The 24,722-nt window shown below is 67.2% G+C and carries 21 protein-coding genes and 2 riboswitches; of the genes, 16 read left to right on the top strand and 5 right to left on the bottom strand.

Features of this window, described 5'->3' with window-relative positions:
- Window positions 1-8: 8 nt before the first annotated feature.
- The 3 genes from QMG61_RS03915 to QMG61_RS03905 are packed head-to-tail and all read left to right on the top strand — an operon-like array spanning window position 9 to window position 2,883.
- Window positions 9-1,541, top strand: coding sequence for an APC family permease (locus QMG61_RS03915; protein WP_283493027.1), 1,533 nt, complete (start codon window positions 9-11; stop codon window positions 1,539-1,541).
- Window positions 1,542-1,589: 48 nt separating this feature from the next.
- Window positions 1,590-2,159, top strand: a complete 570-nt coding sequence (locus tag QMG61_RS03910; protein WP_283493026.1) for an HhH-GPD-type base excision DNA repair protein — start codon at window positions 1,590-1,592, stop codon at window positions 2,157-2,159.
- 4 nt (window positions 2,160-2,163) lie between these two features.
- A complete protein-coding gene (locus QMG61_RS03905; RefSeq protein ID WP_283493025.1) occupies window positions 2,164-2,883 on the top strand; it encodes a DUF2461 domain-containing protein in 720 nt (239 codons plus the stop codon).
- A gap of 16 nt (window positions 2,884-2,899) precedes the next feature.
- On the opposite strand, the gene QMG61_RS03900 is transcribed toward QMG61_RS03905, so the two are convergent.
- Together QMG61_RS03900 and QMG61_RS03895 are read right to left on the bottom strand one after the other, a co-directional pair.
- Window positions 2,900-3,247: a LysR family transcriptional regulator gene (locus QMG61_RS03900; protein ID WP_283493024.1), complete on the bottom strand. Its 348-nt coding sequence runs from the start codon at window positions 3,245-3,247 to the stop codon at window positions 2,900-2,902.
- A gap of 191 nt (window positions 3,248-3,438) precedes the next feature.
- The gene (locus QMG61_RS03895; protein WP_283493023.1) at window positions 3,439-4,269 is read right to left on the bottom strand and encodes a hypothetical protein; all 831 of its coding nucleotides are present in this window, start codon (window positions 4,267-4,269) and stop codon (window positions 3,439-3,441) included.
- 305 nt (window positions 4,270-4,574) lie between these two features.
- Here QMG61_RS03895 and QMG61_RS03890 point away from each other — a divergent pair, with 305 nt between their 5' ends.
- The 6 genes from QMG61_RS03890 (at window position 4,575) to gcvP (ending at window position 12,668) form a co-directional block, all read left to right on the top strand.
- Window positions 4,575-6,239, top strand: a complete 1,665-nt coding sequence (locus tag QMG61_RS03890; protein ID WP_283493022.1) for an ABC-F family ATP-binding cassette domain-containing protein — start codon at window positions 4,575-4,577, stop codon at window positions 6,237-6,239.
- Window positions 6,240-6,333: 94 nt separating this feature from the next.
- Window positions 6,334-7,122 (top strand): metal-dependent hydrolase, encoded by a 789-nt coding sequence (locus tag QMG61_RS03885; protein ID WP_283493021.1) that lies wholly within the window; start codon window positions 6,334-6,336, stop codon window positions 7,120-7,122.
- Window positions 7,123-7,163: 41 nt separating this feature from the next.
- Window positions 7,164-7,781 carry an LON peptidase substrate-binding domain-containing protein gene (locus QMG61_RS03880; RefSeq protein ID WP_283493020.1) on the top strand — a complete coding sequence of 206 codons (618 nt, stop codon included), beginning with the start codon at window positions 7,164-7,166 and terminating at the stop codon, window positions 7,779-7,781.
- 111 nt (window positions 7,782-7,892) lie between these two features.
- Window positions 7,893-7,990, top strand: a riboswitch (glycine riboswitch).
- Window position 7,991: 1 nt separating this feature from the next.
- A riboswitch (glycine riboswitch) is annotated at window positions 7,992-8,093 on the top strand.
- A gap of 69 nt (window positions 8,094-8,162) precedes the next feature.
- Window positions 8,163-9,335 carry a glycine cleavage system aminomethyltransferase GcvT gene (gene gcvT / locus QMG61_RS03875; RefSeq protein WP_283493019.1) on the top strand — a complete coding sequence of 391 codons (1,173 nt, stop codon included), beginning with the start codon at window positions 8,163-8,165 and terminating at the stop codon, window positions 9,333-9,335.
- A gap of 34 nt (window positions 9,336-9,369) precedes the next feature.
- Window positions 9,370-9,741 (top strand): glycine cleavage system protein GcvH, encoded by a 372-nt coding sequence (gene gcvH, locus QMG61_RS03870; RefSeq protein ID WP_283493018.1) that lies wholly within the window; start codon window positions 9,370-9,372, stop codon window positions 9,739-9,741.
- A gap of 29 nt (window positions 9,742-9,770) precedes the next feature.
- Window positions 9,771-12,668, top strand: a complete 2,898-nt coding sequence (gcvP, locus tag QMG61_RS03865) for an aminomethyl-transferring glycine dehydrogenase (protein WP_283493017.1) — start codon at window positions 9,771-9,773, stop codon at window positions 12,666-12,668.
- Window positions 12,669-12,760: 92 nt separating this feature from the next.
- On the opposite strand, the gene QMG61_RS03860 is transcribed toward gcvP, so the two are convergent.
- Both QMG61_RS03860 and QMG61_RS03855 read right to left on the bottom strand, forming a co-directional pair.
- Window positions 12,761-13,549 (bottom strand): CPBP family intramembrane glutamic endopeptidase, encoded by a 789-nt coding sequence (locus tag QMG61_RS03860; protein ID WP_283493016.1) that lies wholly within the window; start codon window positions 13,547-13,549, stop codon window positions 12,761-12,763.
- Window positions 13,546-13,938, bottom strand: coding sequence for a thiol-disulfide oxidoreductase DCC family protein (locus tag QMG61_RS03855; RefSeq protein WP_283493015.1), 393 nt, complete (start codon window positions 13,936-13,938; stop codon window positions 13,546-13,548). Before QMG61_RS03855 ends, QMG61_RS03860 begins: the two co-directional genes overlap by 4 nt.
- Before the next feature lie 272 nt (window positions 13,939-14,210).
- Between QMG61_RS03855 and QMG61_RS03850 the strand changes: the two genes are divergently transcribed.
- The 7 genes from QMG61_RS03850 to QMG61_RS03820 all read left to right on the top strand — a co-directional run bounded on the left by QMG61_RS03850 (window position 14,211) and on the right by QMG61_RS03820 (window position 24,154).
- Complete coding sequence (locus tag QMG61_RS03850) at window positions 14,211-15,827, top strand: peptide ABC transporter substrate-binding protein (protein ID WP_283493014.1); 1,617 nt, start codon at window positions 14,211-14,213, stop codon at window positions 15,825-15,827.
- A 95-nt stretch (window positions 15,828-15,922) separates the two neighbouring features.
- Window positions 15,923-17,536: a peptide ABC transporter substrate-binding protein gene (locus QMG61_RS03845; RefSeq protein WP_283493013.1), complete on the top strand. Its 1,614-nt coding sequence runs from the start codon at window positions 15,923-15,925 to the stop codon at window positions 17,534-17,536.
- 199 nt (window positions 17,537-17,735) lie between these two features.
- Window positions 17,736-18,665: an ABC transporter permease gene (locus tag QMG61_RS03840; RefSeq protein ID WP_283493012.1), complete on the top strand. Its 930-nt coding sequence runs from the start codon at window positions 17,736-17,738 to the stop codon at window positions 18,663-18,665.
- Window positions 18,655-19,641, top strand: coding sequence for an ABC transporter permease (locus QMG61_RS03835; RefSeq protein WP_283493011.1), 987 nt, complete (start codon window positions 18,655-18,657; stop codon window positions 19,639-19,641). Before QMG61_RS03840 ends, QMG61_RS03835 begins: the two co-directional genes overlap by 11 nt.
- Window positions 19,638-21,383 carry a dipeptide ABC transporter ATP-binding protein gene (locus QMG61_RS03830; RefSeq protein WP_283493010.1) on the top strand — a complete coding sequence of 582 codons (1,746 nt, stop codon included), beginning with the start codon at window positions 19,638-19,640 and terminating at the stop codon, window positions 21,381-21,383. Before QMG61_RS03835 ends, QMG61_RS03830 begins: the two co-directional genes overlap by 4 nt.
- A 228-nt stretch (window positions 21,384-21,611) precedes the next feature.
- On the top strand, window positions 21,612-23,522 hold the full coding sequence (gene typA / locus QMG61_RS03825) for a translational GTPase TypA (protein WP_283493009.1): 1,911 nt from the start codon (window positions 21,612-21,614) through the stop codon (window positions 23,520-23,522).
- A gap of 170 nt (window positions 23,523-23,692) precedes the next feature.
- Window positions 23,693-24,154 (top strand): hypothetical protein, encoded by a 462-nt coding sequence (locus QMG61_RS03820; RefSeq protein ID WP_283493008.1) that lies wholly within the window; start codon window positions 23,693-23,695, stop codon window positions 24,152-24,154.
- Window positions 24,155-24,286: 132 nt separating this feature from the next.
- Here the strand turns inward: QMG61_RS03820 and QMG61_RS03815 are convergent, their stop codons facing one another.
- Window positions 24,287-24,691: a cupredoxin domain-containing protein gene (locus tag QMG61_RS03815; RefSeq protein WP_502846999.1), complete on the bottom strand. Its 405-nt coding sequence runs from the start codon at window positions 24,689-24,691 to the stop codon at window positions 24,287-24,289.
- Window positions 24,692-24,722 lie beyond the last annotated feature (31 nt).

The following is a 24,722-nucleotide window of genomic DNA, read 5'->3' as shown; positions in this document are numbered from 1 at the left end:
AGTGCCCGATGAGCGACGGCATGCAGACCGAATTGGCCGAACAGCAGACACACCGGCTGAAACGAACCCTGGGCCGATTCGACATCGTCGCCCTTCTGGTCGCCGCGGTCGTCTCGATTGAGACACTCGGCCAGGTCTCGGGTTTCGGGGCCGAGACCCTCACCTGGACGGTGATCCTGTGCGTCTTCTTCCTCATTCCCTACGGCCTGATCTTTGCCGAGACGGGCGGCGCCTTTACCGACGAGGGCGGCATTTACGTGTGGGTTCGCCGGGCATTCGGTCGCGCCGCCGCCGCCGTGGCGTCACTGCTGAGCTGGGTCACCCAACCGGTCTGGGTGGGCGGCGCGATGGCGTTCGTCGCAACCGAGACCTGGACCAACTACGTCACGCCGCTGGAGAACGGTTCGCCGGCCGACTACCTGTTCAAGCTGGTCTTCATCTGGCTCACGGTCACGTCGGCCATTGTCAGCCTTGAGCGTGGCAAGTGGATTCTGACTGCGGGAGCGATTGCGAAGATCGCCTTCCTGGTCTTCTTCCTCGGTGTCACCATCGCCTACGGCGTCACGCACGGCTTCACCGCTCTGACCCCGGGCAGCTTCACGCCAACCGTCGCGGGCTTCCTCGGCCTCACACCGCTCCTCCTGTTCGCGTTCCTCGGCTTCGAATCCGGCAACAGCGCGGCGGGCGAGATGAAGAATCCAGGGCGAGACGTTCCCATCTCGGTCGCACGGTCTGCCGGCCTTGCCGCGGCCTGCTACATCCTGCCGATCTTCGCCATCCTGCTCGTCGTGCCTGCTGACGAAATCAACGGCATCGGCGGGCTCTTCACAGCCATCGCCACCGTCTACTCGGTCTTCGGAACCGGAGCGAGCGCGATGCTGACAATTTCTGCGGTTGTCTTCTGCTTCATCCTGATGGCGCAGGGTGCGGCCTGGATGATCATCAGTGACCGGATGCAGGCGATGGCCGCCGCCGACGGCGCCTTCTTCGGCGGATTCTTCGGGGAGTTCCACCCGAGGCTTGGAACGCCCGTGCGCGTGAACATGCTGTCCGGCATCGTCGCCACGCTGTTCATGGTCATGGCCATGCAGCTGAGCGGAACGAGCGGCGCCATCTTCGGCGTCGTGCTCACCATCTCGATCTCCACCTTCCTGCTGAGCTACCTGCTCGTGATTCCGGCCGTCGTGCGTCTGCGCACGCTCTACCCGAACACGCCTCGACCGTTCCGCGTTCCGGTCGGCACGCGCGGATTCCGCGCCCTCGGCGCCCTCTGCTTCGCCTGGATCCTCCTCGGCTCGTGGGTGGCCATCTTCCCCGGCACCCTCGAGCCGCTGTTCGGCCTCGGGTACGACTTCGACGGAATCTGGGGCGTCAGCCAGGCCACCTTCGAGGCGTTCACCCTCGGCACTCTGGCCGTCCTTCTTGGGTTGGGCCTGGTCGGCTACCGGCGAGGCCAAGCCATCCGGGCGCACCTCGTGGACGAATCTCTTGTCGACGAGGACGAATTCGACCCGGCTCTTCACGTTGGCGCGCCTCGGTAGGTCGAACCCGTGGGCCGGGCACTCCACCGCCGGTGGCACAATGGCGGCATGACACTGCACCTCACCGGCGATCCCGCGGCGGACACCCTGCTCACCGAGGATCCCTTCGCCCTCCTCCTTGGAATGCTCCTCGACCAGCAGATCGCGATGGAGATCGCTTTCGCCGGTCCGGCCAAGATCCGCGACCGAATCGGCACCCTCGACCCGGTTTCGATCGCCGGCTACGACCCCGCCGGATTCGTCGAGGTCTTCCGCATGAGCCCGGCCGTGCACCGTTTTCCCGGCTCGATGGCGGCGCGCGTGCAGGAGGTCGCCGGGATCATCGCCCGCGACTGGAACGGCGACGCAGCCTCCCTCTGGACCTCAGGTTCCCCGACCGGCGCCGAGATCCTCCGCCGGCTGAGGACCTTGCCCGGGTTCGGCGACCAGAAGGCGCGGATCTTCCTCGCGCTGCTCGGCAAACGCCTGGGGGTTCCGGCCGACGGCTGGCGGGAGGCCTCCGCACCATACGGCGAGGACGGCTCGCACCGATCCGTCGCCGACATCGTCGACGCCGACTCACTGGCCCTGGTGCGGGAGACCAAACGTTCGGCCAAGGCCGCCGCGAAGAAGGCCTAGTCTGATGGGGCCGCATTTGAGCGAGCAGGCCTTCGACTTTCTCGAAGAACTGGAACATCGCAACAACCGGGAGTGGTTCGAAGAGCACAAACCGGTCTACGAGCGAGAGCTGAAGGCCCGGATGCTGGAGGTCATCGACGCGGTGAACACCCGGCTGGCCGACTTCGCCCCCGACTACATCCGGCCGCCGAACAAGGCCATGCTGCGGATCTACCGCGACGTGCGCTTCTCACACGACAAGACTCCGTACAAGACCCATCTGGCCGCGTCATGGCCGCGCCAGGGACTCGAGAAGACCGGGGGAGCCGGGCTTTTCCTCCAGGTCGGCGTGCACGGGGTCATGGTCGCCGGCGGCGCCTACAGCCCGGGACCGCCTCAACTCTTCGCCATCCGCGAATACCTGCTCGAACACCACGAGCGGCTGCGCGCCCTCCTCGTCGAGGACTCCCTCGTGCGGCTGGCCGAGCCCCTGGACGGCCACCCGCTCGTGCGCTCCCCGAAGGGGTTTCCGGTCGACCACCCGGCGGCCGACCTGCTGCTCAACCGGCGCTGGGCGCTGTTCTCGAACCTGCCGGGTGCGGCGGCACTGGACGACGGATTCATTGACCTTGTGATCGAGCGGTTCCGCGCGATCACCCCCGTCATCGATTTCCTGAACACGCCCCTCGCGGGTGTCACGCCCCTCGAACGCGAGGCCGCGACCGGGCGGAGATCCGCCCGCTAGAGACCGACGGATCCGCTCAGCGAGACTGGCGCCCCTTGGGCTTCGGCGCACCCTTGACCGCCGGCGCGCGCCCCTGGCCTTTGGAGGCTTTTGCCTTGCCGCCGGCCTTCGCCTGAGCCTTCGGGGCGTCGGATGCCACGGGCTTGCGTACCAGAGGTCTCGCGACCTCGAGCAGTTCGAGTCCGGCGCTCGTCAGGGTGGGCACGTCGTCGATGGTGACGAACAGTTCGCCGCCGACCTCGTCCTCGAGCTTGCGGATGGAGATGAGGAGGGTGGCGCGGGTCATGTTGAGGGTCTTCGCCGCGGCACCCCAGTTAGTGGCTTCGGCGGTCGTGACGAAACGCCGGAGCAGGGTGGTATCCACGAGAAAGCCCTTCGAACTGCCGCCGTGCCGGTCACGGGGGCAGTAACAGGGTACGCGGTCAATGAGAACATGGTGAGAGAGCGTCCTCGCGCCGCGGGCGGGCACGGTCAGCCTGGCCCCGTCGGCTGGCTGCCGCAGAACAGGGGATTGCCGGAAAAGACCAAGGTGACGGGGTAATACGGTCGACATCATCAAGGATGACTCTGGGGCTGGGTGATGAATCCCTTCGTCGGTAGTTTGGCGTGCTGTTGAAGTACCTCGAGCCAGCTCCGATACTGCTGGATTGTGGTGAAGTAATGACCGCGTACCCGGTCGATCTCGGCGGTGGCCGGAAGGGAGGACCTGTCGGTGAGCGCAGCCGCGAGCGAGCGCCAGCTTTCCGCGAGAAGGACGAGCTGATCCGAGAGTTCCCATCCCGGTTCCAGTTCCTCGTTCGCTTCAGGAACAGTAACCATCACCGGCGCCCAATCGGCCATGCATGCCTGCAGTCGACGTCTGGTCGAGGACGTGACACGAAACATCAACTCTGCGAACTCCGGCTGAGAGCACAGGGCCGTCAGATCGATTCCCAGTTTGTGATCGTCAATCTGATCCCAGAAGCCGCTAATCGCGTGCGGTTGCGGCTGAATCCCGAGAGCGCCCAGGGTGGCGAGATTCGTCGCGTGGTCGCCCTTTTCGAAGCCGGGGATACCGGCCGAATACAGGTCCGCGCCTACCAGCGGCGCTAGCAGCATGCGGCCGACGTCATTGACGGTCTGCGAGAGGCTGCGGAACGCAATGGTGGATATTCCCCGGAAGCGATCCTTGTCTTGTTCTTGGGTTCGCCGCTTGCTCCACGCGTCCACGAGCCGGGCGGTAACCAGGATGCCAACCAGGCCGATCAACGCGTCTCGGGTGTGGGCGACATCTTTCGTCGCGTCACTGAGACCTCTGAAGTCCAGTAGAGCGGGGCTCAGGATGAGGAGGATTGCCCCTGCCAGCAATCCATGACGTCGGAAAATGCTCAACACTGTCGCGATCATGTGTTTCCCCCTGAATCGACCACTGGCTTCTCGCCATCCAAGATGCCCGGTGCTGCCGTTCGTTGTGCCGGTCAGCAGGCCTTGGAAATTCTGGCACATGTGCGGTCGTCCACGTGGTGACCATGCTGCCGGTGTTTCCGCTTCGGTGCCGTCTCGACCGAAGGTGACGGGTACGTCGTCGCCGGCGAAAGGCGATTCACGTCGGAGGTGTCCCTCGACTTGATGGTCATGACGCGGGGGCCAGCTGCGGGCGCTATCGGGCGGAGCGGCAAGAGAACGAAGGGCAGCGGTGAGAACATGGGGTCATGACCGCAACACTCGTCGCCAGGGGACTGGCCGGCGGCTACGCCCACCGCACCCTGTTCGAATCGCTCGATCTCACCGTCGCCCCCGGAGACGTCATCGGAGTGGTCGGCGCGAACGGGGCAGGCAAGTCCACCCTGCTCCGGCTGCTCGCCGGCATCCTGGTGCCGCAGGCGGGCACGGTCAGCCTGGCCCCGACGGATGCCTTCGTCGGTTGGTTGCCGCAGGAACACGAGCGCGTGGCCGGCGAGACGATCTCGGGCTACATCGCCCGCCGCACCGGGTGCGCGGAGGCGACCCTCGAGATGGATGCCGCCGCGTCGGCCCTCGCCGAAACCGCTCCGCGCCCGGACGGCGTCGACCCGGCCGATGTGTACTCGAGGGCTCTGGACCGGTGGCTCGCGAGCGGCGCCGCCGACCTCGACGACCGGCTGCCGATCGTGCTCGCCGAACTCGGGCTCCGGCTCGGCACCGACCTGGCCGAGAACACGTCGATGACGGCGCTCTCGGGGGGCCAGGCGGCCAGGGTCGGTCTCGCCGCCCTGCTGCTCTCCCGGTTCGACATCGTGCTGCTCGACGAACCGACCAACGACCTCGATCTCGACGGGCTGGAGCGGTTGGAGGCCTTCGTGCGCGGGCTGCGCGGCGGTGTCGTGCTGGTCAGCCACGACCGGGAGTTCCTCGCCCGCTGCGTGACCCGGGTGCTCGAACTCGACCTGGCGCAGAACGCGAACCGGGTGTTCGGCGGCGGCTACGACTCCTACCTCGCCGAACGTGAAACGGCCAGGCGCCACAAGCGCGAGGACTTCGACGAGTTCGCCGCGAAGAAGGCCGATCTGGTCGGCCGGGCCCGCACCCAGCGGGAATGGTCGAGCCAGGGCGTTCGGAACGCCATGAAGAAGGCGCCGGATAACGACAAGATCAGGCGCAAGGCCTCCGCCGAGTCCAGCGAGAAGCAGGCGCAGAAGGTGCGGCAGATGGAAAGCCGGATCAGCCGCCTCGAGGAGGTCGAGGAGCCGCGCAAGGAGTGGCAGCTGGAGTTCACCATCGGCGCCGCACCCCGGTCGAGCGCCGTGGTCGCCACGCTCGGTGCGGCTTCTTTCCGCCGGGGTGACTTCACCCTCGGTCCGGTGTCGCTGCAGGTCAACGCCGGCGAACGGATCGGTATCACCGGCCCGAACGGGGCGGGCAAGACCACCCTGCTCCGGGCGCTGCTCGGCAGGCAGGAGCCGGATGAGGGCACGGCCGCGCTCGGGGCGAGCGTGCGAATCGGCGAGATCGACCAGGCTCGTGCACTCCTGGCCGGTGATCGGCCGCTCTCCACAAGCTTCGAGGAGCTGGTGCCCGACCTGTCCATGGCCGAGGTGCGCACCCTGCTCGCCAAGTTCGGGCTGAAGGCTGACCACGTCGGCCGGCCCGTCGACGAGCTCTCCCCGGGCGAACGCACCAGGGCCGGCCTGGCCCTGCTCCAGGCGACCGGGGTCAATCTGCTCGTGCTCGACGAGCCGACCAACCATCTCGACCTCGCGGCGATCGAGCAGCTCGAGCAGGCGCTCGAGTCCTACCAGGGCACTCTTCTTCTGGTCACCCACGACCGGCGGATGCTTGAACACGTGCAGACCGACCGGCACTGGAGCGTGGACGCGGGGCAGGTCACGGAGTCCTGAGGCGGTCCGACCGGGTTCGCGCCGCCCGGTCGGGCAACCTAGTGTGGTCAGGCCCGGTCTTCCGCTCGGCTGCAGCCGAAGGGGCGTTCCACCGATGATGGGTGCTCACCATGCCATGACCGGCGCGGCCGCGTGGATCGCGCTCACGGCGACCGCCGGCCACGGCCTCGGCATCTTCCCGGTGTCTCCCTCCGGCACGATCACCGGCGCGCTCCTTTGCGCGGGGGCAGCCCTCCTCGCCGATGCCGACCACGGTTCGGCGACCATCTCGCGCTCCGTACCCGTGCTCGGCGGGTTCGTCACCCGCGGCATCTCCCGCGTCTCGGGTGGTCACCGCCACGGATTGCACGGGCTGTTCGCCATCGCCTGCATCTGGTTGTTGGCGACCGGCCTCGACCGGCTGACCTGGCAATTGCCCGGGTTCGCCCGGCCTGTCGACGTGGGGATCGCGGCCGCGAGTGCCGCCTCGATCGCCTTCGCCGCTTACGCACTCGGACTGTCCCGCAAGTCCTGGCCGACAGCCTGGCTGATCGGACTGGTTGCGGCCGCCGGCATCACGGTCTTCACGCCGGAACGCCCCGACTGGTTCGTCGTCTGCGTCACCCTCGGTTACGGCGTGCATCTCGCCGGGGACCTGCTCACCACGGGCGGGCTGCCGCTGTTCTGGCCCTGGATGCCCAAACCGCCCCGGGCCTGGCGCACGGTGCCGGTGCTCAACCAGCTCTGGACCTCCGGCGGCTACCTGGCCGTTCCCGTGCTCGGTAACGCCGGCTCCCTGCGGGAATGGGCACTGCTCATTCCGGTCACCGGCTACGTCGGTTACGGGCTGCTGTTCGCCGCGCTCGCCGAGGTCGGCGTCGACCCGGCGGCCTGGGCGCGCTGATCCCCCTTGGCGGATGAGCGTCGGAGTGGTTCGCTGGAGGCATGACCAAGCTGCCGATGTTCCCGCTCGGGTCCGTGCTCTTCCCGTACCTCCCCCTGCAACTGCAGATTTTCGAGGAACGCTACCTGGTCATGCTGTCCCGGATTCTCGCCGACGAGCCGGCCGAGTTCGGGGTCGTGCTGATCGAACGAGGGCAGGAGGTCGGTGGGGGAGAGCACCGCTTCGGCTTCGGGACCGTCGCACAGATCACCCAGCTCGCGGCATCCGACGGGTTCGTCGGCGTGCTCGCCCAGGGCGACCGCCGGGTGGAAGTGGTCGAATGGCTCGAGGAAGACCCTTACCCCGAGGCGGTCATCCGTGAGATTCCGGAGCTGGACTGGGACGACGACCTTTTCCCGCTCAGGGAGGAGGCCGAAAAGGTGGTGCGCCGTGCCCTCGCCCTGGCCAGCGAGTTCACCGACCAGGCCTGGTCCGCGGATGTCGAACTCTCCGACGATCCGACGGCCGCCGCCTGGCAGCTGGCGGGCATCACCCCCGTCGGCCCCCTCGATCAGATCACCCTGCTGCGCTCGAACACGATGGAGGGGCTGCTCAGTGCCGTGCTGGTCTGCGGCGCCGCCGCGGTCGAGTCGTTCAGCTCCCCCTGGTCGGAGGAGTAGCCGGTTCCACGGTGCCGGCGCGGTGCCGCTTCCACGGTGCCGACTGCACCCGGTGCCGACTTCGCGGCCCCGACCGGTAGGCTGGTGGCGAAAACCGAATATCGGGCCATCACGGTCGATGCGGGAGAGTTCGACGCCGCCAGGCGGGCGAACACCGAAGGAGCAATCCTCCCCGACAATCTCTCAGGTACTCGTACCGCATCGAACTGGCCACTCTGAAAAGTAGTCGCAGCTTCAGCGCGGCTCGCCCATGGTGAAAGCCGCAGCCACGACCGGTGCGGCGAAGCTCTCAGGCCTGACGACAGAGGGGGAGTTCCCAGGGGCTCGATCGCGCCCCGGAGATTCTCGCTCGGCCCCGGCCGACGACAACCTGGAGAACTCATGACCCCGGACACCGCCGCCCACCCCTCGGATTCAGAGTCGACCGCCGCTCCGTCGGCCGTCGAACGGTTCTCCCCGCTGCACCAGGCGCACGTCGACGCCGGCGCCAGCTTCACCGACTTCGCCGGCTGGCAGATGCCGGTGCGGTACTCGAGCGATCTCGCCGAGCACCACGCCGTGCGCACCCAAGCGGGCATCTTCGACCTCTCGCACATGGCCGAGATCACCGTGTCCGGCGCGGATGCCGGGGCGTTCCTCGACTACGCCCTCGCCGGCAAGCTCTCCACGATCGACCTCCTCCAGGCCAAGTACAGCCTCATCCTCAACTCCGCCGGCGGCATCATCGACGACATCGTCGTCTACCGCACCAATGCCGAGGACTACCTCGTCGTCGCCAACGCGGGCAACCGGGTCCCGGCCTACGAGGCGCTGTCGGCCCGGGCCGCCCGGTTCGACGTCACCGTCACGGACCAGAGCGACGACGTCGCCCTGATCGCCGTGCAGGGGCCGGTCTCCCGCGCCATCCTCGAGGCCACCGCCGGGCTCACCGTCGACGGCGACCTTTCCGACCTGAAGTATTACCGGGCCCTGGGCGGCACCTTCCAGGACAGCGACGTGCTCATCGCCCGCACCGGCTACACGGGTGAGGACGGCTTCGAGCTCTACATCGACGTGCCCGCCGCCGCCGCGCTCTGGGACGCACTCCGCGCCGCCGGGGAGCCGTTCGGCCTCGTGCCGGCCGGGCTGGCCAGCCGGGACACCCTCCGCCTCGAGGCGGGCATGCCCCTCTACGGCCACGAACTCTCCGTGACCGGCTACCCGGCCCAGGCCGGGCTCGGCCGCGTCGTCAACCTGGCCAAAGAGACCGACTTCATCGGCCGTGCGGCCAGCGAAGAAGGCCCTCCCGCCGACGCGGCGGTGCTGGTCGGCCTCGTCGCCGCGGGCAAGCGCGCCGGCCGCGCCGACTACCAGGTCTTCCGCAGCATCGATGCCCCCGACGCGGAGGGCGTGATCACGAGTGGTGCGCTGTCACCGACACTGGGGCATCCGATCGCCATGGCCTACGTCGCCCCCGGCCTCGCCGGCCTCGGCACGGAGGTGTTCGTCGATGTGCGCGGAACCCGCATCCCCGCCACGGTCACCCCGCTGCCCTTCTATAAGCGTCAGAAATAGTCACCCCCTAGTTCACCCTTCGAGAGGAAACCCCATGGCAGACAAGTCTGAACTGCAGTACACCGCAGAGCACGAGTGGGTGCTGGTCGACGGCGACACCGCCCTCGTCGGCATCACCGGCTACGCCGCGGACAAGCTCGGCGACGTCGTCTTCGTCGAGTTGCCCGCGGTCGGCAGCACCGTCGCGGCGGGCACCGTCGTCGGCGAGATCGAGTCGACCAAGTCGGTCGGCGAGCTCTTCGCCCCGGTCAACGGTACGGTCACCGAAACCAACGACGCCGTCGTCGACAGCCCCGAACTGGTCAACAGTGACCCGTTCGGCGCCGGCTGGCTGCTCAAGGTGACCTTCACCGAGCTGCCCGCCCTTCTCAGCTATTCCGAATACTCCGCCCTCGTCGGCGAGTAGCCCCAACGCGAAGCCAGGTCACCCAACACATGTCACAGCCCTTCACCCAGCGCCACATCGGTACGGATGCCGACGCGCAGTCCCGAATGCTCGCCACCCTCGGCTACGACTCGGTCGGGGACCTCGTCAACGCGGCGGTCCCTGAGACCATCCACGTCGACCGGTTCCGCACCGTCGGCGACAGCACCCTGCCGCCCGCGGCGACCGAACGGGAGGCGATCGAGGAACTCCGCGAGCTCGCCGACCGGAACACGGTGAAGCGCTCGATGATCGGCCTCGGCTACTACGACACGATCACGCCCGCCGTGATCAAGCGCAATGTGTTCGAGAACCCGAGCTGGTACACGGCCTACACGCCCTACCAGCCGGAGATCTCACAGGGCCGGCTCGAGGCCCTGATCAACTTCCAGACCATGGTCGCCGACCTCACCGGGCTGGCCACGGCGAACGCGTCGATGCTCGACGAGGCCACCGCTGTGGTCGAGGGGATGCTCCTCACCCGCCGGGCCTCAAAGTCCGCCTCGCACCGGTTCATCGTCGACGCGGATGCCATGCCGCAGACCCACGCGCTGCTCACCAGCCGCGCCGCGGCCCTCGGCATCGAGCTCGCGATCGTCGACCTTCAGGCCGACACCACGGCCGCAGAGCTGGGCGACCACTTCGGCATCTTCGTGCAGTACCCCGCCGCATCCGGCCGGGTCTGGAACCCCGCCGGGGTCATCGCCGCCGCGCAGTCGCAGGGGGCCTTGGCCGTCGTCGCGGCCGACCTGCTCGCCCTCACCCTGATCACCTCGCCCGGCGAGCTCGGCGCGGACGTCGCGGTCGGCACGAGCCAGCGGTTCGGCGTTCCGATGGGCTTCGGCGGACCGCACGCCGGCTACATGGCCGTGCGCAAGGGTCTCGAACGGCAGCTGCCCGGCCGCCTCGTCGGTGTCAGCGTCGACGCGGCCGGCCATCCGGCCTACCGGTTGTCGCTGCAGGTGCGCGAGCAGCACATCCGTCGCGACAAGGCCACCTCGAACATTTGCACCGCCCAGGTTCTGCTCGCGGTGATGGCGGGTATGTACGCCGTGTACCACGGTCCGGACGGGCTGAAGAAGATCGCGACCGCGGTACACGAGACCGCCGGCCGACTCGTCGCGGCCCTCCGCTCCGCCGGCCTCGACGTCGCCGGCGACACCTTCTTCGACACCGTGCGGGTGTCGGTCCCATCGCGCGCCGCCGAGATCGTGGCCCGCGCGGCCGGAGCCGGCGTCAACCTCTACCAGGTCGACTCCGACCTGGTCGGCATTGCGGTAGACGAGACCACCACCGCCCGGGACCTCACCGTCGTGCTCGGTGCGTTCGGCGGGCTGGACGCCTTCGGTGCCGTCGATCTCACCGCGGCCACGCCGGGACTCCCCGATGGGCTCGCGCGAACCAGCGCCTACCTGGGCCACCCCGTCTTCAACACGCACCGCTCCGAAACGAGCATGATGCGTTACCTCAAGCGCCTCGCCGACTTTGACTACGCGCTCGACCGGGGGATGATCCCGCTCGGCTCCTGCACGATGAAGCTGAACGCGGCCACGGAGATGGAGGCGGTCAGCTGGCCCGAATTCGGTGGCCTGCACCCGTTCGCGCCCCGCGAGGACGTCGAGGGCTACCTCGAACTCGTCCGCCAGCTCGAAACCTGGCTGACCGATGTCACCGGCTACGACACCGTGTCGCTGCAGCCCAACGCCGGCAGCCAGGGCGAACTGGCCGGTCTGCTCGCGATCCGCGGCTACCACCACGCCAACGGTGACGCGGACCGCACGGTCTGCCTGATCCCGTCCAGCGCGCACGGGACCAACGCGGCCTCGGCCGTTCTGGCCGGGATGCGGGTCGTCGTCGTCGCCTGCGACGACCTCGGCAACGTCGACCTCGTCGACCTCCGGGCCAAGATCGCCGAGCACGCCGGCACCCTCTCCGCGCTGATGATCACCTACCCATCCACCCACGGCGTCTACGAGCACGAGGTCGGCACCATCTGCCGGGCCGTGCACGACGCCGGTGGACAGGTCTACGTCGACGGCGCCAACCTCAACGCCCTGCTCGGGTTCGCCCGCTACGGCGACTTCGGCGGCGACGTCTCGCACTTGAACCTGCACAAGACGTTCTGCATCCCGCACGGCGGAGGCGGACCCGGCGTCGGCCCGGTCGCCGCGAAGGCGCACCTCGCCCCGTTCCTGCCCGGACACCCGATGGCCCAGAGCGACGAGCACTACCTGCACAGCGCGCTCGGCGACACCGTCGTGCACGGCGGCGGCCCCGTTTCGGCCGCGCCGTACGGGAGCCCGAGCATCCTGCCGATCTCGTGGGCCTACGTGCGGATGATGGGCGCGGACGGCCTCCGCGAGGCCACCGGCGCCGCAGTGCTCGCCGCGAACTACGTGGCGAAGCGGCTCGAGGCGCACTACCCGGTGCTGTACGCCGGCGACAACGGTCTGGTCGCGCACGAGTGCATCCTCGACCTTCGACCGCTCACCGCGGCGACCGGGGTCAGCGTCGACGACGTGGCCAAGCGCCTCGTCGACTACGGCTTCCACGCGCCGACCATGAGCTTCCCGGTTTCCGGCACCCTGATGATCGAACCGACCGAGAGTGAGGACCTCGTCGAGATCGACCGCTTCGTCGAGGCCATGATCTCGATCAAGGCCGAAGCGGATGCCGTGGCCGCGGGGAGCTGGCCCGCGGACGACAACCCGCTGCACAATGCGCCGCACACCGCGCAGTCCGTGATCGAGGGGGAGTGGACCCACCCCTACGACCGTGAGACGGCCGTCTACCCGCTGCGCAGCCTCATCCGTGGCAAGTACTGGCCGCCCGTGCGTCGGATCGACAACGCCTACGGCGACCGCAACCTCGTCTGCGCCTGCCCCCCGCCGGAAGCCTTCGCCGACTAACCCCCCTCTGGGCCCGCGAGAGTGTACTTTTCGCCCCTTCGGCGCTGCTGAGGGGGCGAAAACTGCACTCTCGCGGGAGTGAGCTCGGGGAATCAGGTGGCGGGGGTGAGGAGGGCCGGCCACCAGGCCAGGGCGAGGGGGTAGCCGACGAAGGAGAGGACGTCGAGGAGCGTGTGTGCGATCACCAGCGGCATCGTGCGGCCCCAGCGGGTGTAGCACCAGCCGAAGACGACCCCCATCACCGCGTTGCCGATGAAGGGGCCGATGCCCTGATAGAGGTGGTAGCTGCCGCGCAGCAACGCCGTCGACCCGATGATCGTCCAGGTCGACCAGCCGAGCTCGCGCAGCCGAGTAAAGAGGTAGCCGATGACGATGAGTTCCTCGGTGAGTCCGGCCCGCACCGCCGAGAGCAGGAGGACCGGGATCGTCCACCAGAACGTGTCGATCGGCTGGGGCACGACGGCGACCGTGATCCCCAGCATCCGGCCGGCCAGGTAGAGGGCCAGGCCCGGGATGCCGATGGCGAGCACGAGGCCACCGCCCCGGAGCAGGTCCCGCCACCCGTCGGTGAGGTCGAAGCCGAGCCGGCGGAAGGCGCTGCGGCGTGGTTGCCACAACAGATAGAGCACGAGGGCGACGCCGAACAACGCGAAGAACAGGCCGAGGAACTGGTAGCTGAAGTCGAGCCACTCCCGCGTCGACTGCGAGCCGTTGATGCTGGCGGTCTGCTGTGCGAGCGGGGTCGTGTCGGTGAGTCTGGCGATGATCGCCACGATCGAATAGACGGCGGATGCCCCGAGCGAGAGCCCGAGCACGATCGCGATCTCCCAGTACCGGCCGGCACGGCCCGGTCGAACGGGGTTCAGGCGACCAGGGTTCATGTGGCTGGTCTCGTCGCGCAGGCGGGCGTGCCCCCGGGAAGCCGGTGGCGGAACCGGGCCACCAGCCGGTAGCCGACCGAGGCCGCCCAGGACCACGGTGGAACCGTGCCGAGCCAGCCCAGCATCCGCCAGCCGGGCGACGGCTGGCGTCGGAGCAGGGCGGCGACCGCCGCGGCCCCGCCGTATTGCCGGCCGCCGTCGACGAGCCAGACCCGGGACGCGGCATCCGCGGTGGTCAGCGCGTAGGAGGCCAGATCCGTCCATTGGTACGGCGCCGCCGCGGGCATGGCCGGAAGGATGCGTCCCATCCGGGCCACGGAGGTGGTGCAGAACGCGCAGTCACCGTCGAAGATAAGCAGCGCCGACCGTGCGGGGGAGTAACTGTCCATGGAACAATCATCGCATCGCGGCGGTCCGGCGCGGGGTGGGCGCGGCCTCCCCGCAGCGGTCCGACCCGACCGTCTCGAGGCCGTCGCGCAGAGGCGCAGAATCCTGCACGAAATGACGGATAACCGAAACAATCGTGCGCGTTGTGTTTCGCCTCGGTAACGTTATTGCGTTTCGTGGTGCAGTGCGCGCGAACGGTCCCTAAGGTCGAGATCATCTGGCGCGTCAGCCTGGCCACAAACCAGCCCCGCGCTCACTTTGTACAGGAGGAAAATTGAAGATCAACAGACTGGGCATCACTGCCATTGTTCTGGCCGCTGTGGGGGCCCTCACTCTGTCCGGCTGCGCCGGCGGCGGTGCCGGCACGCCTGCGGCGTCGAGCGACGCAAGCGCGATCATCACGACGAACGGCTCCGAGCCGCAGAACCCGTTGATCCCGACCAACACCAACGAAACCGGTGGCGGCAAGATCATCGACGCCATCTTCGCCGGCCTCGTCTACTACGACGCGAAGGGCGCACCCGTCAACGACGTCGCCGACTCGATCAAGTCTGACGACAACACGACTTACACGATCAAGATCAAGTCGGGCCTCAAGTTCACCAACGACGAGCCCGTCACGTCGTCGAGCTTCGTCGACGCCTGGCAGTACGGCGCGCTGCTCAGCAACGCCCAGCTCTCCAGCTACTTCTTCGAGGACATCGAAGGCTTCAGCTATGACGAGGACAGCCCCCTGACCGGCCTCAAGGTCGTCGACGACACCACGTTCACGGTCACCCTGACCTCCGCGCTGTCCGACTTCCCGCTGCGCCTCGGCTACTCGGCCTTCAGCCCGCTCCCGGCTTCCGCGTTCACGGACATGGCCGCCTTCGGTGAGAACCCGGTCGGCAACGGCCCGTACATGCTGGGCAGCGGCACCGCCTGGAAGCACAACGAGAAGATCAGCCTCGTGGTCAACCCGGCCTACGACGGTGGACGCAAGCCCGCCAACGGTGGCCTCACGATCATCTTCTACGCCAACCAGGGCGCCGCGTACTCCGACCTGCTCGCGAACAACCTCGACGTTCTCGACGCCCTTCCGGACAGCGCATACGGCACCTACGAGAAGGACCTCGGCGACCGGGCTGTGAACCAGCCGGCCGCGATCTTCCAGTCCTTCACGATCCCGGCCCGACTGGCGCACTTCGACGGTGAAGAGGGCAAGCTGCGTCGTGCAGCCCTCTCGATGGCGATCAACCGTGACGAAATCACGAAGATCATCTTCTCCGGCACCCGCACCCCGGCCTCCGACTTCACCTCACCGGTGATCGACGGTTGGACCGACAAGCTCAAGGGCGCCGACGTCCTCAAGTTCGACGCCACCAAGGCGAAGAAGCTGTGGGCCGAGGCCGACGCGATCTCCCCGTGGACCGGTACCTTCCAGATCGCGTACAACGCGGATGGCGGCCACCAGGGCTGGGTTGACGCAACGATGAACAGCATCAAGAACACGCTCGGCATCGACGCGGTTGGCGCGCCGTACCCGACGTTCAAGGAAGCTCGCACGCTGATCACGAACCGCACCATCGAGACCGCCTTCCGCACCGGATGGCAGGCCGACTACCCGGGTCTGTTCAACTTCCTCGGCCCGATCTACGCGACCAACGCGGGCTCCAACGACGGTGACTACTCGAACCCCAAGTTCGACGCACTGCTGAAGAAGGGCTCTTCCGAGACCGACCTCGACTCCGCGAACAAGGACTTCCAGGCCGCACAGGAGATCCTGCTTCAGGACCTCCCGGCGATCCCGCTCTGGTACTCCAACGTCACCGGTGGCTACGGCACGAGCGTTCAGAACGTGAACTTCGGCTGGAACTCGGTCCCGATCTACAACGAGATCACCAAGGGCTAGTCTTAACTGAGCACGGGGAAAGGGCGATGACGCACTGTCATCGCCCTTTCTGTATGCCCGGCGCGCAGCGTGCGTCGCCCGGCTCAGGAGGAAACATGACCATCACCAAATTAGGCTTCACCGCCATTACCCTGGCCGCGCTGGGAGCGCTCACACTCTCCGGCTGCGCGGGTGGGGGCGCCGCACCGGCGTCGACGCCGAACCCGGCCGCGATCATCACGACGAACGGGTCGGAGCCACACAATCCCCTGATCCCGACGAGCACGATCGAGACCGGCGGCGCGAAGATCGTCAACTCGATCTTTGCCGGCCTGGTCTATTACGACGCAGACGGTGCGAGCGTGAACGACGTCGCCGACACGATCACGACTGACGACAACACCACGTTCACCATTAAAATCAAGCCCGGCCTGACCTTCAGCGACGGCCAAGCCCTCACCTCGTCGAGCTTCGTCGACGCCTGGCAGTACGGGGCCCTGCTCAGCAACAGCCAGCTGGGCAGCTCCTTCTTCTCGGATATCGCCGGCTACAGCGTCGAGACGGACAGCCCCCTGACCGGCCTCACCGTCGTCGACGACACCACCTTCACGGTCGCCCTGACGGCTCCCACCGCCGATTTCCCTCAGCGCCTCGGCGCCACGGCGTTCTACCCGCTCCCGGCGTCCGCGTTCACGGACATGGCCGCGTTCGGTGAGAGCCCCATCGGCAACGGCCCGTACATGCTCGACGGCGCCACGGCCTGGAAGCACAATGAAAAGATCGACCTCGTCGTCAATCCCGACTACGCCGGCGGACGGGCGCCGAAGAACGGCGGCCTGTCGATCACGTTCTACGCCAACCAGGGCGCCGCGTACTCCGACCTGCTCGCGAACAACCTCGACGTGCTCGACTCGATCCCCGACAGCGCCTACGGCACCTACGAGAGCGACCTGGGTGACCGGGTGATCAACCAGCCCGCCGCGATCTTCCAGTCGGTGACGATCCCTGAGCGCCTGGCGCACTTCGACGGCGAGGAGGGCAAGCTGCGTCGTGCGGCCCTCTCGATGGCGATCAACCGTGACGAGATCACCGAGATCATCTTCTCCGGCACCCGCACCCCGGCATCCGATTTCACGTCGCCGGTGATCGATGGCTGGACCGACACCCTCCGGGGCTCCGACGTGCTCGAGTTCGACGCGAAGGCCGCGAAGAAGCTCTGGGCGGAGGCGGATGACATCTCACCCTGGACGGGAACGTTCCAGATCGCCTACAACGCCGATGGCGGCCACCAGGGCTGGGTCGACGCCGCCTCGAACAGCATCAAGAACACCCTGGGCATCAAGGCGTCCGGCGCACCGACGCCAACGTTCGCGCAGTCCCGCACCGCGATCGCCGACCGAAGCATTCAGACCGCGTTCCGCGCGGGCTGGCAGGCCGACTACCCCAGCGTATACAACTTCCTGGAGCCGTCGTTCGCGACCAACGCCGGGTCCAACGACGGGGAGTACTCGAACCCTGAATTCGACGCGCTGCTGGCGCGGGGATCGGCCGAGAACGACCTGACCGCGGCGAACAGCGACTTCCAGAAGGCACAGGAGATCCTGCTTGAGGATCTGCCCTCCATCCCGCTCTGGTACGCCAACGTCACGGGCGGTGTCGGGACGGATGTGCACGGCGTCGTCTTCGGCTGGGACTCGGTTCCGCTCTTCAACGAGATCACCAAGGACTAGGGTGAACTAGACGTGCGCGGGGGTGATGACCCAGGTCACCGCCCCCGCGCCATGACCGACACGAAAGTACGACGCGCCCTGGCACTGTCCGGAGCGCGTCGCCACGCAGGTAATCTGTATAAACTCCGGTTGCTCGATCACAGATAGGTTCCTCATCCCGTATGACCAATTACATTGATCCGCAAGGCATAGGCGCCTCGTGACCGGATATATCTTCAGACGAATCCTCCAGGCGATCCCCGTGTTCCTGGGCACGACCTTCCTGATCTACTTCATGGTCTTCGCCATGCCGGGTGACCCGATCGTGGCCCTCTTCGGAGACAAGACGCCGAACCCGGCCGTCGTGGCCCAGTTGCGGGCCCAGTACCACCTGGACCAGCCGTTCTTTGTTCAGTACCTGATCTACCTCGGCGGAATCTTCCGCGGAGACTTCGGGCTGTCGTTCTCCGGTGAACCCGTCACCTCGATCCTGGCCCGTACCTTCCCCGTCACGGCGCGGCTTGCCATCCTGGCGCTGCTGTTCGAAACGTTTTTCGGCATCCTCGTCGGCCTCATCTCGGGCCTCCGCAAGGGCAAGCTGTTCGATGCGAGCTCGCTGGCCGTCAGCCTGATCCTGATCTCCCTGCCGATCTTCGTGATCGCGTTCGTCGGCCAGTATGTCTTCGGCGTCTGGCTCGGCTGGGCGCGTACCACGGTGGGCAGCGGCGCCCCCCTGCAGGACCTCGTCCTGCCGGCCCTGGTGCTCGCGAGTGTCAGCTTCGCCCAGATCGTGCGGCTCACCCGCGCGTCGGTGATCGAAACGTCCGGGCTCGACTTCGTGCGCACCGCGTACAGCAAGGGGCTCAGCAGTCGCCGGGTCATTCCCGTGCACATCCTGCGCAACTCGCTCATCCCGGTGGTCACCTACCTCGCGACCGACTTCGGCGTGCTCCTCGTCGGTGCCACGATCACGGAAGGTATCTTCAACGTTCCCGGCGTCGGCAACACCCTGTACCAGGCCATCATCCGCGGCGAGGGTCCCACAGTGGTCTCCTTCGTCACCGTGATGGTTCTGATCTACCTCGTCGTCAACATCCTGGTGGACCTGTTCTACGGTCTGCTCGACCCAAGGATTCGCTATGTCAAGTAATCTCACTGGCGAGCCGACCGACGGCACACCCGTCGACGGACGCTCCAGCACCCACTACGTCGCCCCCCTGGATGAGACGCCGCTCGTCGGCGTCGACGCCGTCAAGGTCGCCGAGAAGCGCAGCAACCTCTGGATCGACGCCTGGCGCGATGTGCGCCGTCGGCCGATGTTCTGGATCTCCGCGGCGCTGATCCTCCTCGTCGCGCTCGTGGCGCTGTTCCCCGGCCTGTTCACCCAGACGCCGCCGAACAACAACTGCATCCTCGGCAACAGCAACGGCGGGCCCACCGACGGTCACCCGCTCGGCTTCACCAAGCAGGGCTGTGACATCTACGCGCGGATCATCCACGGAACGTCGACCTCGCTGTCGGTCGGTTTCATCGTGATCGTGCTGACGACGACGCTGGGCATCCTCTTCGGTGCCTTCTCCGGTTTCTACGGCGGCTGGATTGACGCCGTGCTGTCCCGCCTCGGAGACATCTTCTTCTCCATCCCGTACATCCTCGCCGCGGTCGTCATCATGTCGGTGCTGTCCCAGTACCGGAGCGTGTGGAGCATCTCGCTCGCGATCGGTATCTTCGCCTGGCCATCAACGGCCCGAGTGCTGAGATCCGAGATCCTCAGGGTCAAGAACGCCGACTTCGTGATGGCGTCAACGGCGCTCGGCCTGTCCCGGTTCAAGATCCTGCTCAAGCACGTGCTGCCGAACTCGATCGCCCCCGTGATCGTGATCACGACCATCTCCCTCGCCGGAGCGATCGTCGCCGAGGCCAGCCTGTCGTTCCTGGGTGTTGGTCTGGGCAGCGACATCATGAGCTGGGGTAACGACATCAACCAGGCTCAGAACGACCTCCGCGTCGCCCCGCAGACCCTGATCCTGCCGTCCATCGCTCTCTCCGTTACCGTGTTCGCGTTCATCTCGCTCGGCGAGGTCGTGCGCGACGCACTCGACCCGAAGGCGAGGGCGCTTCGATGAGCGAGCCACTTTCCACGACCGAAGCGGTGAAGCCGCTCCTCGAGATCAAGAACCTCCAGGTCGGTTTCCAGACCCAGAACGGTCTCGTTCCCGCCGTCAACGGCATTGACATCACGCTGATGCCCGGCCAGACCCTCGCCATCGTCGGCGAGAGCGGGTCAGGCAAGTCGACGACCGCCCACGCGATCATCAATCTGCTCCCCGGCTCAGGCCGGATCACGGGCGGAGAGGTGCTCTTTGAGGGCCGCGACCTGACCCAGCTTGACGAGAAGGGGCTCGAGGAGGTGCGCGGACGCCTGATCGGGTTCGTGCCCCAGGACCCGATGGCCAACCTCAACCCGGTGTGGAGTATCGGCTTCCAGGTCGAAGAGGCCATCAGGGCAAACGGGATCGCGACCGGTAAAGAGGTCAAGCAGCACGCCATCCGGGTGCTCAAGGAAGCCGGGCTCGCGGATGCCGACAAGCGGCTCCGCCAGTTCCCGCACCAGTTCTCCGGCGGCATGCGCCAGCGGGTCCTGATCGGTATGGGCCTCTCCTCCCGGCCCAAACTGCTCATCGCGGACGAGCCGACCTCCGCGCTGGACGTCACCGTGCAGCGGGTCATTCTGGACCACCTGGCCATGCTCACTCGGGAAATCGGCACCGCCGTGCTCTTCATCACCCACGACCTGGGCCTCGCCGCGGAACGCGCCGAACAGCTCGTCGTGATGTACAAGGGCAAGGTCGTCGAGTCCGGGCCGTCTCGCGAGATCCTCGAGAATCCGATGCACCCGTACACGCGGCGCCTCGTCGCTGCGGCACCGAGCCTGGCTTCCCGCCGGATCCAGTCCTCGCACCAGAACCTGACCGAGCGGGCTCACACGGCCCCGCGCGCCGGGGATGGTCTCGACCTTCTCGAGGCCGCCGAGGTTCGTGCGGGCCGACGGGCCGCCGCCTCGACAACCGGTGGACCGGCGATCAAGGTCGATGCCCTGACCAAGATCTACAAGATCCGCGGCGCGAAGCGGGACGCGCGGGACTTCAAGGCCGTCGACGACGTCTCCTTCACCGTCGAACGTGGCACCACCATGGCGCTTGTCGGCGAATCCGGATCGGGCAAGTCCACGGTCGCGAAGCTCCTGCTCCGGCTTGAGGATGCCTCCAGCGGCACGGTAACGATCGACGGGACGGACACGGCCACGCTGCGCGGCCGCGGCCTCCTCGACCTGCGTCGTACCATGCAGCCGGTGTTCCAGGACCCGTACGGATCCCTGGACCCGCTGCGCAACATCGGCAACACGATCGCCGAGCCGCTGCAGGTGCACAACGTCGGTGACCGGACCTCGCGCCGGGCCAGGGTCGACGAACTGCTCGACCAGGTTGCCCTGCCGTCGGTGCTCGCCACCCGGTACCCGAACGAACTCTCCGGCGGCCAGCGCCAGCGTGTCGCGATCGCCAGGGCGCTCGCGCTCAAGCCGGAGATCGTGATCCTCGATGAGGCGGTGTCGGCGCTCGACGTGTTGGTGCAGGCGCAGATCCTCAAGCTCCTCGCCGACCTGCAGGCCGAACTCGGGCTGACCTACCTGTTCATCACCCACGACCTCGCGGTCGTGCGCGTGATCGCAGACCACGTCTGCGTCATGCAGCGCGGCAAGATCGTCGAGTCGTCGACCGTCGACAAGGTCTTCGACAACCCGGAGCAGGACTACACCAGGGAACTGCTCAACGCGATCCCCGGCGCAAACCTCACGCTCGGGGCCTAAGGGCACCGTCATCGGCTGGACCTACCAGGCACCAGCACCCACACCGACGCGGGGCGGGAACTTCGGTTCCCGCCCCGTTCGCGTTTTTTGCGACCGAACCCGACGCTCTCAGGGTCCGGGCAGGGAGAGTGCGGTAGGATTATCCGTTGGGTCGGACTTTGCCCACACACATCCATTCTTCGTCGCATGCGGTACTCTGCGGCATCATTCTTCGTAAGGATTTACTTCATGGCGATTGCCACGCGCAATAACCTCCGAAATGTCGCAATCGTCGCCCACGTCGACCACGGCAAGACCACGCTGGTAGACGCGATGCTCCAGCAGACCAACTCGTTCGCGGACCACTCGCATGTGGAAGAGCGCGCGATGGACTCCAACGAGCTTGAGCGCGAAAAGGGCATCACGATCCTCGCCAAGAACACGGCGGTTTCGTACAAGGGCATCCACGCCAACGACGGTCCCATCACGATCAACGTGATCGACACCCCCGGCCACGCCGACTTCGGTGGCGAGGTCGAGCGCGGCCTGTCCATGGTCGACGGTGTCGTGCTGCTCGTCGACGCCAGTGAGGGCCCGCTCCCGCAGACCCGCTTCGTGCTCCGTAAGGCACTTGAGGCGCACCTGCCCGTCATCCTGCTGGTCAACAAGACCGACCGCCCCGACGCTCGTATCGTCGAGGTCGTCGAGGAGAGCCAGGATCTCCTCATCGGTCTGGCCAGCGACATGGCAGACGACTTCCCCGACCTCGACCTCGACGCGATCCTCGACGTCCCCGTCGTCTACGCCTCCGGCCGTAACGGTGCGGCGAGCCGCAACCAGCCCGAGAACGGCCAGCTGCCTGACAATGACGACCTCGAGCCGCTCTTCGAAGCGATCCTCGAGCACATCCCGGCCCCGGTCTACGATGACGAGCACCCGCTGCAGGCGCACGTGACCAACCTGGACGCCTCGCCGTTCCTCGGCCGTCTCGCCCTGCTCCGCATCTTCCACGGCACCATCCGCAAGGGCCAGACCGTGGCCTGGATCAAGTACGACGGTTCCGTGCACAACGTGCGCGTGACCGAGCTGCTGATCACCAAGGCACTCGACCGGTACCCGACCGAGAGCGCCGGACCCGGCGACATCGTCGCCGTCGCCGGTTTCGAGGACATCACCATCGGTGAGACCCTCGCCGACCCCGATGACCCCCGCGCCCTGCCGACCATCACCGTCGACGAGCCCGCCATCTCGATGACGATCGGCACCAACACCTCGCCGATCATGGGCAAGGTCAAGGGCCACAAGCTCACCGCGCGCATGGTCAAGGACCGTCTTGACCGCGAACTCGTCGGTAACGTCTCGCTCAAGGTCGTCGACATCGGACGCCCCGACGCCTGGGAGGTCCAGGGCCGAGGCGAACTCGCCCTCGCCATCCTGGTCGAGCAGATGCGTCGCGAGGGCTTCGAACTCACGGTCGGCAAGCCGCAGGTTGTCGTGCGTCGCGTTGACGGCAAGATCCACGAGCCCTACGAACACCTCACCATCGACTCGCCCGAAGAGTACCTCGGCGCGATCACCCAGCTTCTCGCCGCCCGCAAGGGTCGGATGGAAAACATGGCGAACCACGGCACCGGCTGGGTCCGGATGGAATTCATCGTTCCGTCGCGCGGCCTGATCGGCTTCCGCACCCAGTTCCTCACCGACACCCGTGGTACCGGTATCGCCAACGCGATCTTCCACGGCTACGAGGCCTGGGCCGGCAACATCGTCACCCGTAACAACGGCTCGATCGTCGCCGACCGCGCCGGCGTGGTCACCCCGTTCGCCATCATCGCCCTGCAGGAGCGGATGTCGTTCTTCGTCAACCCGACCGAAGAGGTCTATGAGGGCATGGTCATCGGCGAGAACTCGCGCGCCGACGACATGGACGTCAACATCACCAAGGAAAAGAAACTGACCAACATGCGTCAGTCCACCTCCGACACCTTCGAGTCGATGACCCCGTCCAAGCAGATGACCCTTGAGGAATGCCTCGAGTTCGCCCGCGAAGACGAGTGCGTCGAGGTCACCCCGGCCATGGTGCGCATCCGCAAGGTCGAGCTCGCGGCATCCGCCCGCCAGCGTCAGACCTCGCGCCTGAAGAAGCAGGACGCGAACTAGCTCACGCTCAGAGTCGCCGACGGCGTCGTCCTGGATTCGTCCGGAACGGCGCCGTCGGCGTTTCTGCGGTGGGGATCCACTCGACCTGTCCGCCCTGCGTCGGGCGTCTCTGCGCCCGGCCACCCGGTGTCAGGTGCTGCCGGCCGGACCAACTGACGTAGCATCGCAGGATGAGTACCGCACCCCATTCGATCTCCGCCCGTCTCCGAATCGTCGCGGCGGTGGCCGTCGCGCTGCTCGCCGGCCCGCTGCTGGCTGGTTGCTCGGCCGACGCGGTCGGTGGTGCCGTCAACGGGGCCGTGCAGGGCGCGACCGGCGGCGACGTGAGCCTCTCGGGCAAGCTGCCGACCGGGTGGCCGGCCGAGGTGCCCGTGGTCGAGGGCACGCTGTTCTTCGGTTCGGCGAACACCGTCGACGGCAAACGAACCTGGGTGGTCACGGTCAAGTCGGAGGCCGCGGACCCGCTGGCCGAGGTGAAGACGAGCCTGACGACTGCCGGTTTCGTTCTCGATGAGTCGCCGTCGGCATCCGTCGGCACCGCCGGCGTGGTCGCCATGAGGGACGCGAACTTCGCCGTGGTCGTCGCCGGCAACCCCTCCGGCCTCCTCTACACGGTAACCCCCCGCACCTAACCCCCTCCCACCCCGCCATCAACCGCGAGAGTGCACTTTTCGCCCCCTCAGCATTCGTGAAGGGGCGAAAAGTGCACTCTCGCGAAAGGGGCGAGGGGGCGTCGATCTGGTGCCGGTGGGCCGGGTGGGCGGTTAGAGGTTCGGGGCGGCATCCGATTCCGTCACGGTGAAGTCCGCCTTGCCGATGCCGTCGCCGGTCATGCCCGGCTTGCACGCGGTGAAGTAGTGGCCGGCGGCCAACTGCACGACGAGGTTGCGGCTCAGGCCGGGACCGATGTTCTCGGCTTCGCCGACGATGCGCAGCCCGTCCTCGGCGAGCAGGTAGAACTCGGTGACCTGGTCACCGGAGTTGGTGACCGTGAATCGCACGCTGCCCGCCGGGGCTTCGGCGGCGGAGACGGCGCACGCGGTCGCGCTGCTGTCCACGGTGAGGGAGGCGTGGGAGGCGCCGGACGTGCCGGCGTTCGGGACGCAGCCGGTGAGGGCGAGGAGGCCGGCCGCCGAAGCGAGGCCGAGCAGGGGGAAGCGAGCGCGCATGAGGCAATCCTTGCTGGGGAGTGGGAACGGT

It is taken from the genome of Cryobacterium sp. PH31-AA6, assembly GCF_030063195.1.
In the GTDB taxonomy this organism is placed as follows: Bacteria; Actinomycetota; Actinomycetes; order Actinomycetales; family Microbacteriaceae; genus Cryobacterium.
The sequence above is the reverse complement of the archived record's forward strand: the minus strand, read 5'-3'. Positions and strand labels throughout refer to the sequence as shown.

Bases quoted from the DNA above. Each gene is read 5' to 3' on its own strand.
- QMG61_RS03830 (WP_283493010.1), top strand. From the start codon at position 19,638: ATGAGCGAGCCACTTTCCACGACCGAAGCGGTGAAGCCGCTCCTCGAG.
- QMG61_RS03895 (WP_283493023.1), bottom strand. From the start codon at position 4,269: ATGATCGCGACAGTGTTGAGCATTTTCCGACGTCATGGATTGCTGGCA.
- QMG61_RS03915 (WP_283493027.1), top strand. From the start codon at position 9: ATGAGCGACGGCATGCAGACCGAATTGGCCGAACAGCAGACACACCGG.
- typA (WP_283493009.1), top strand. From the start codon at position 21,612: ATGGCGATTGCCACGCGCAATAACCTCCGAAATGTCGCAATCGTCGCC.
- QMG61_RS03910 (WP_283493026.1), top strand. From the start codon at position 1,590: ATGACACTGCACCTCACCGGCGATCCCGCGGCGGACACCCTGCTCACC.
- QMG61_RS03885 (WP_283493021.1), top strand. From the start codon at position 6,334: ATGATGGGTGCTCACCATGCCATGACCGGCGCGGCCGCGTGGATCGCG.
- gcvP (WP_283493017.1), top strand. From the start codon at position 9,771: ATGTCACAGCCCTTCACCCAGCGCCACATCGGTACGGATGCCGACGCG.
- gcvT (WP_283493019.1), top strand. From the start codon at position 8,163: ATGACCCCGGACACCGCCGCCCACCCCTCGGATTCAGAGTCGACCGCC.
- gcvH (WP_283493018.1), top strand. From the start codon at position 9,370: ATGGCAGACAAGTCTGAACTGCAGTACACCGCAGAGCACGAGTGGGTG.
- QMG61_RS03845 (WP_283493013.1), top strand. From the start codon at position 15,923: ATGACCATCACCAAATTAGGCTTCACCGCCATTACCCTGGCCGCGCTG.
- QMG61_RS03855 (WP_283493015.1), bottom strand. From the start codon at position 13,938: ATGGACAGTTACTCCCCCGCACGGTCGGCGCTGCTTATCTTCGACGGT.
- QMG61_RS03890 (WP_283493022.1), top strand. From the start codon at position 4,575: ATGACCGCAACACTCGTCGCCAGGGGACTGGCCGGCGGCTACGCCCAC.
- QMG61_RS03835 (WP_283493011.1), top strand. From the start codon at position 18,655: ATGTCAAGTAATCTCACTGGCGAGCCGACCGACGGCACACCCGTCGAC.
- QMG61_RS03860 (WP_283493016.1), bottom strand. From the start codon at position 13,549: ATGAACCCTGGTCGCCTGAACCCCGTTCGACCGGGCCGTGCCGGCCGG.
- QMG61_RS03880 (WP_283493020.1), top strand. From the start codon at position 7,164: ATGACCAAGCTGCCGATGTTCCCGCTCGGGTCCGTGCTCTTCCCGTAC.
- QMG61_RS03820 (WP_283493008.1), top strand. From the start codon at position 23,693: ATGAGTACCGCACCCCATTCGATCTCCGCCCGTCTCCGAATCGTCGCG.
- QMG61_RS03905 (WP_283493025.1), top strand. From the start codon at position 2,164: ATGGGGCCGCATTTGAGCGAGCAGGCCTTCGACTTTCTCGAAGAACTG.
- QMG61_RS03815 (WP_502846999.1), bottom strand. From the start codon at position 24,691: ATGCGCGCTCGCTTCCCCCTGCTCGGCCTCGCTTCGGCGGCCGGCCTC.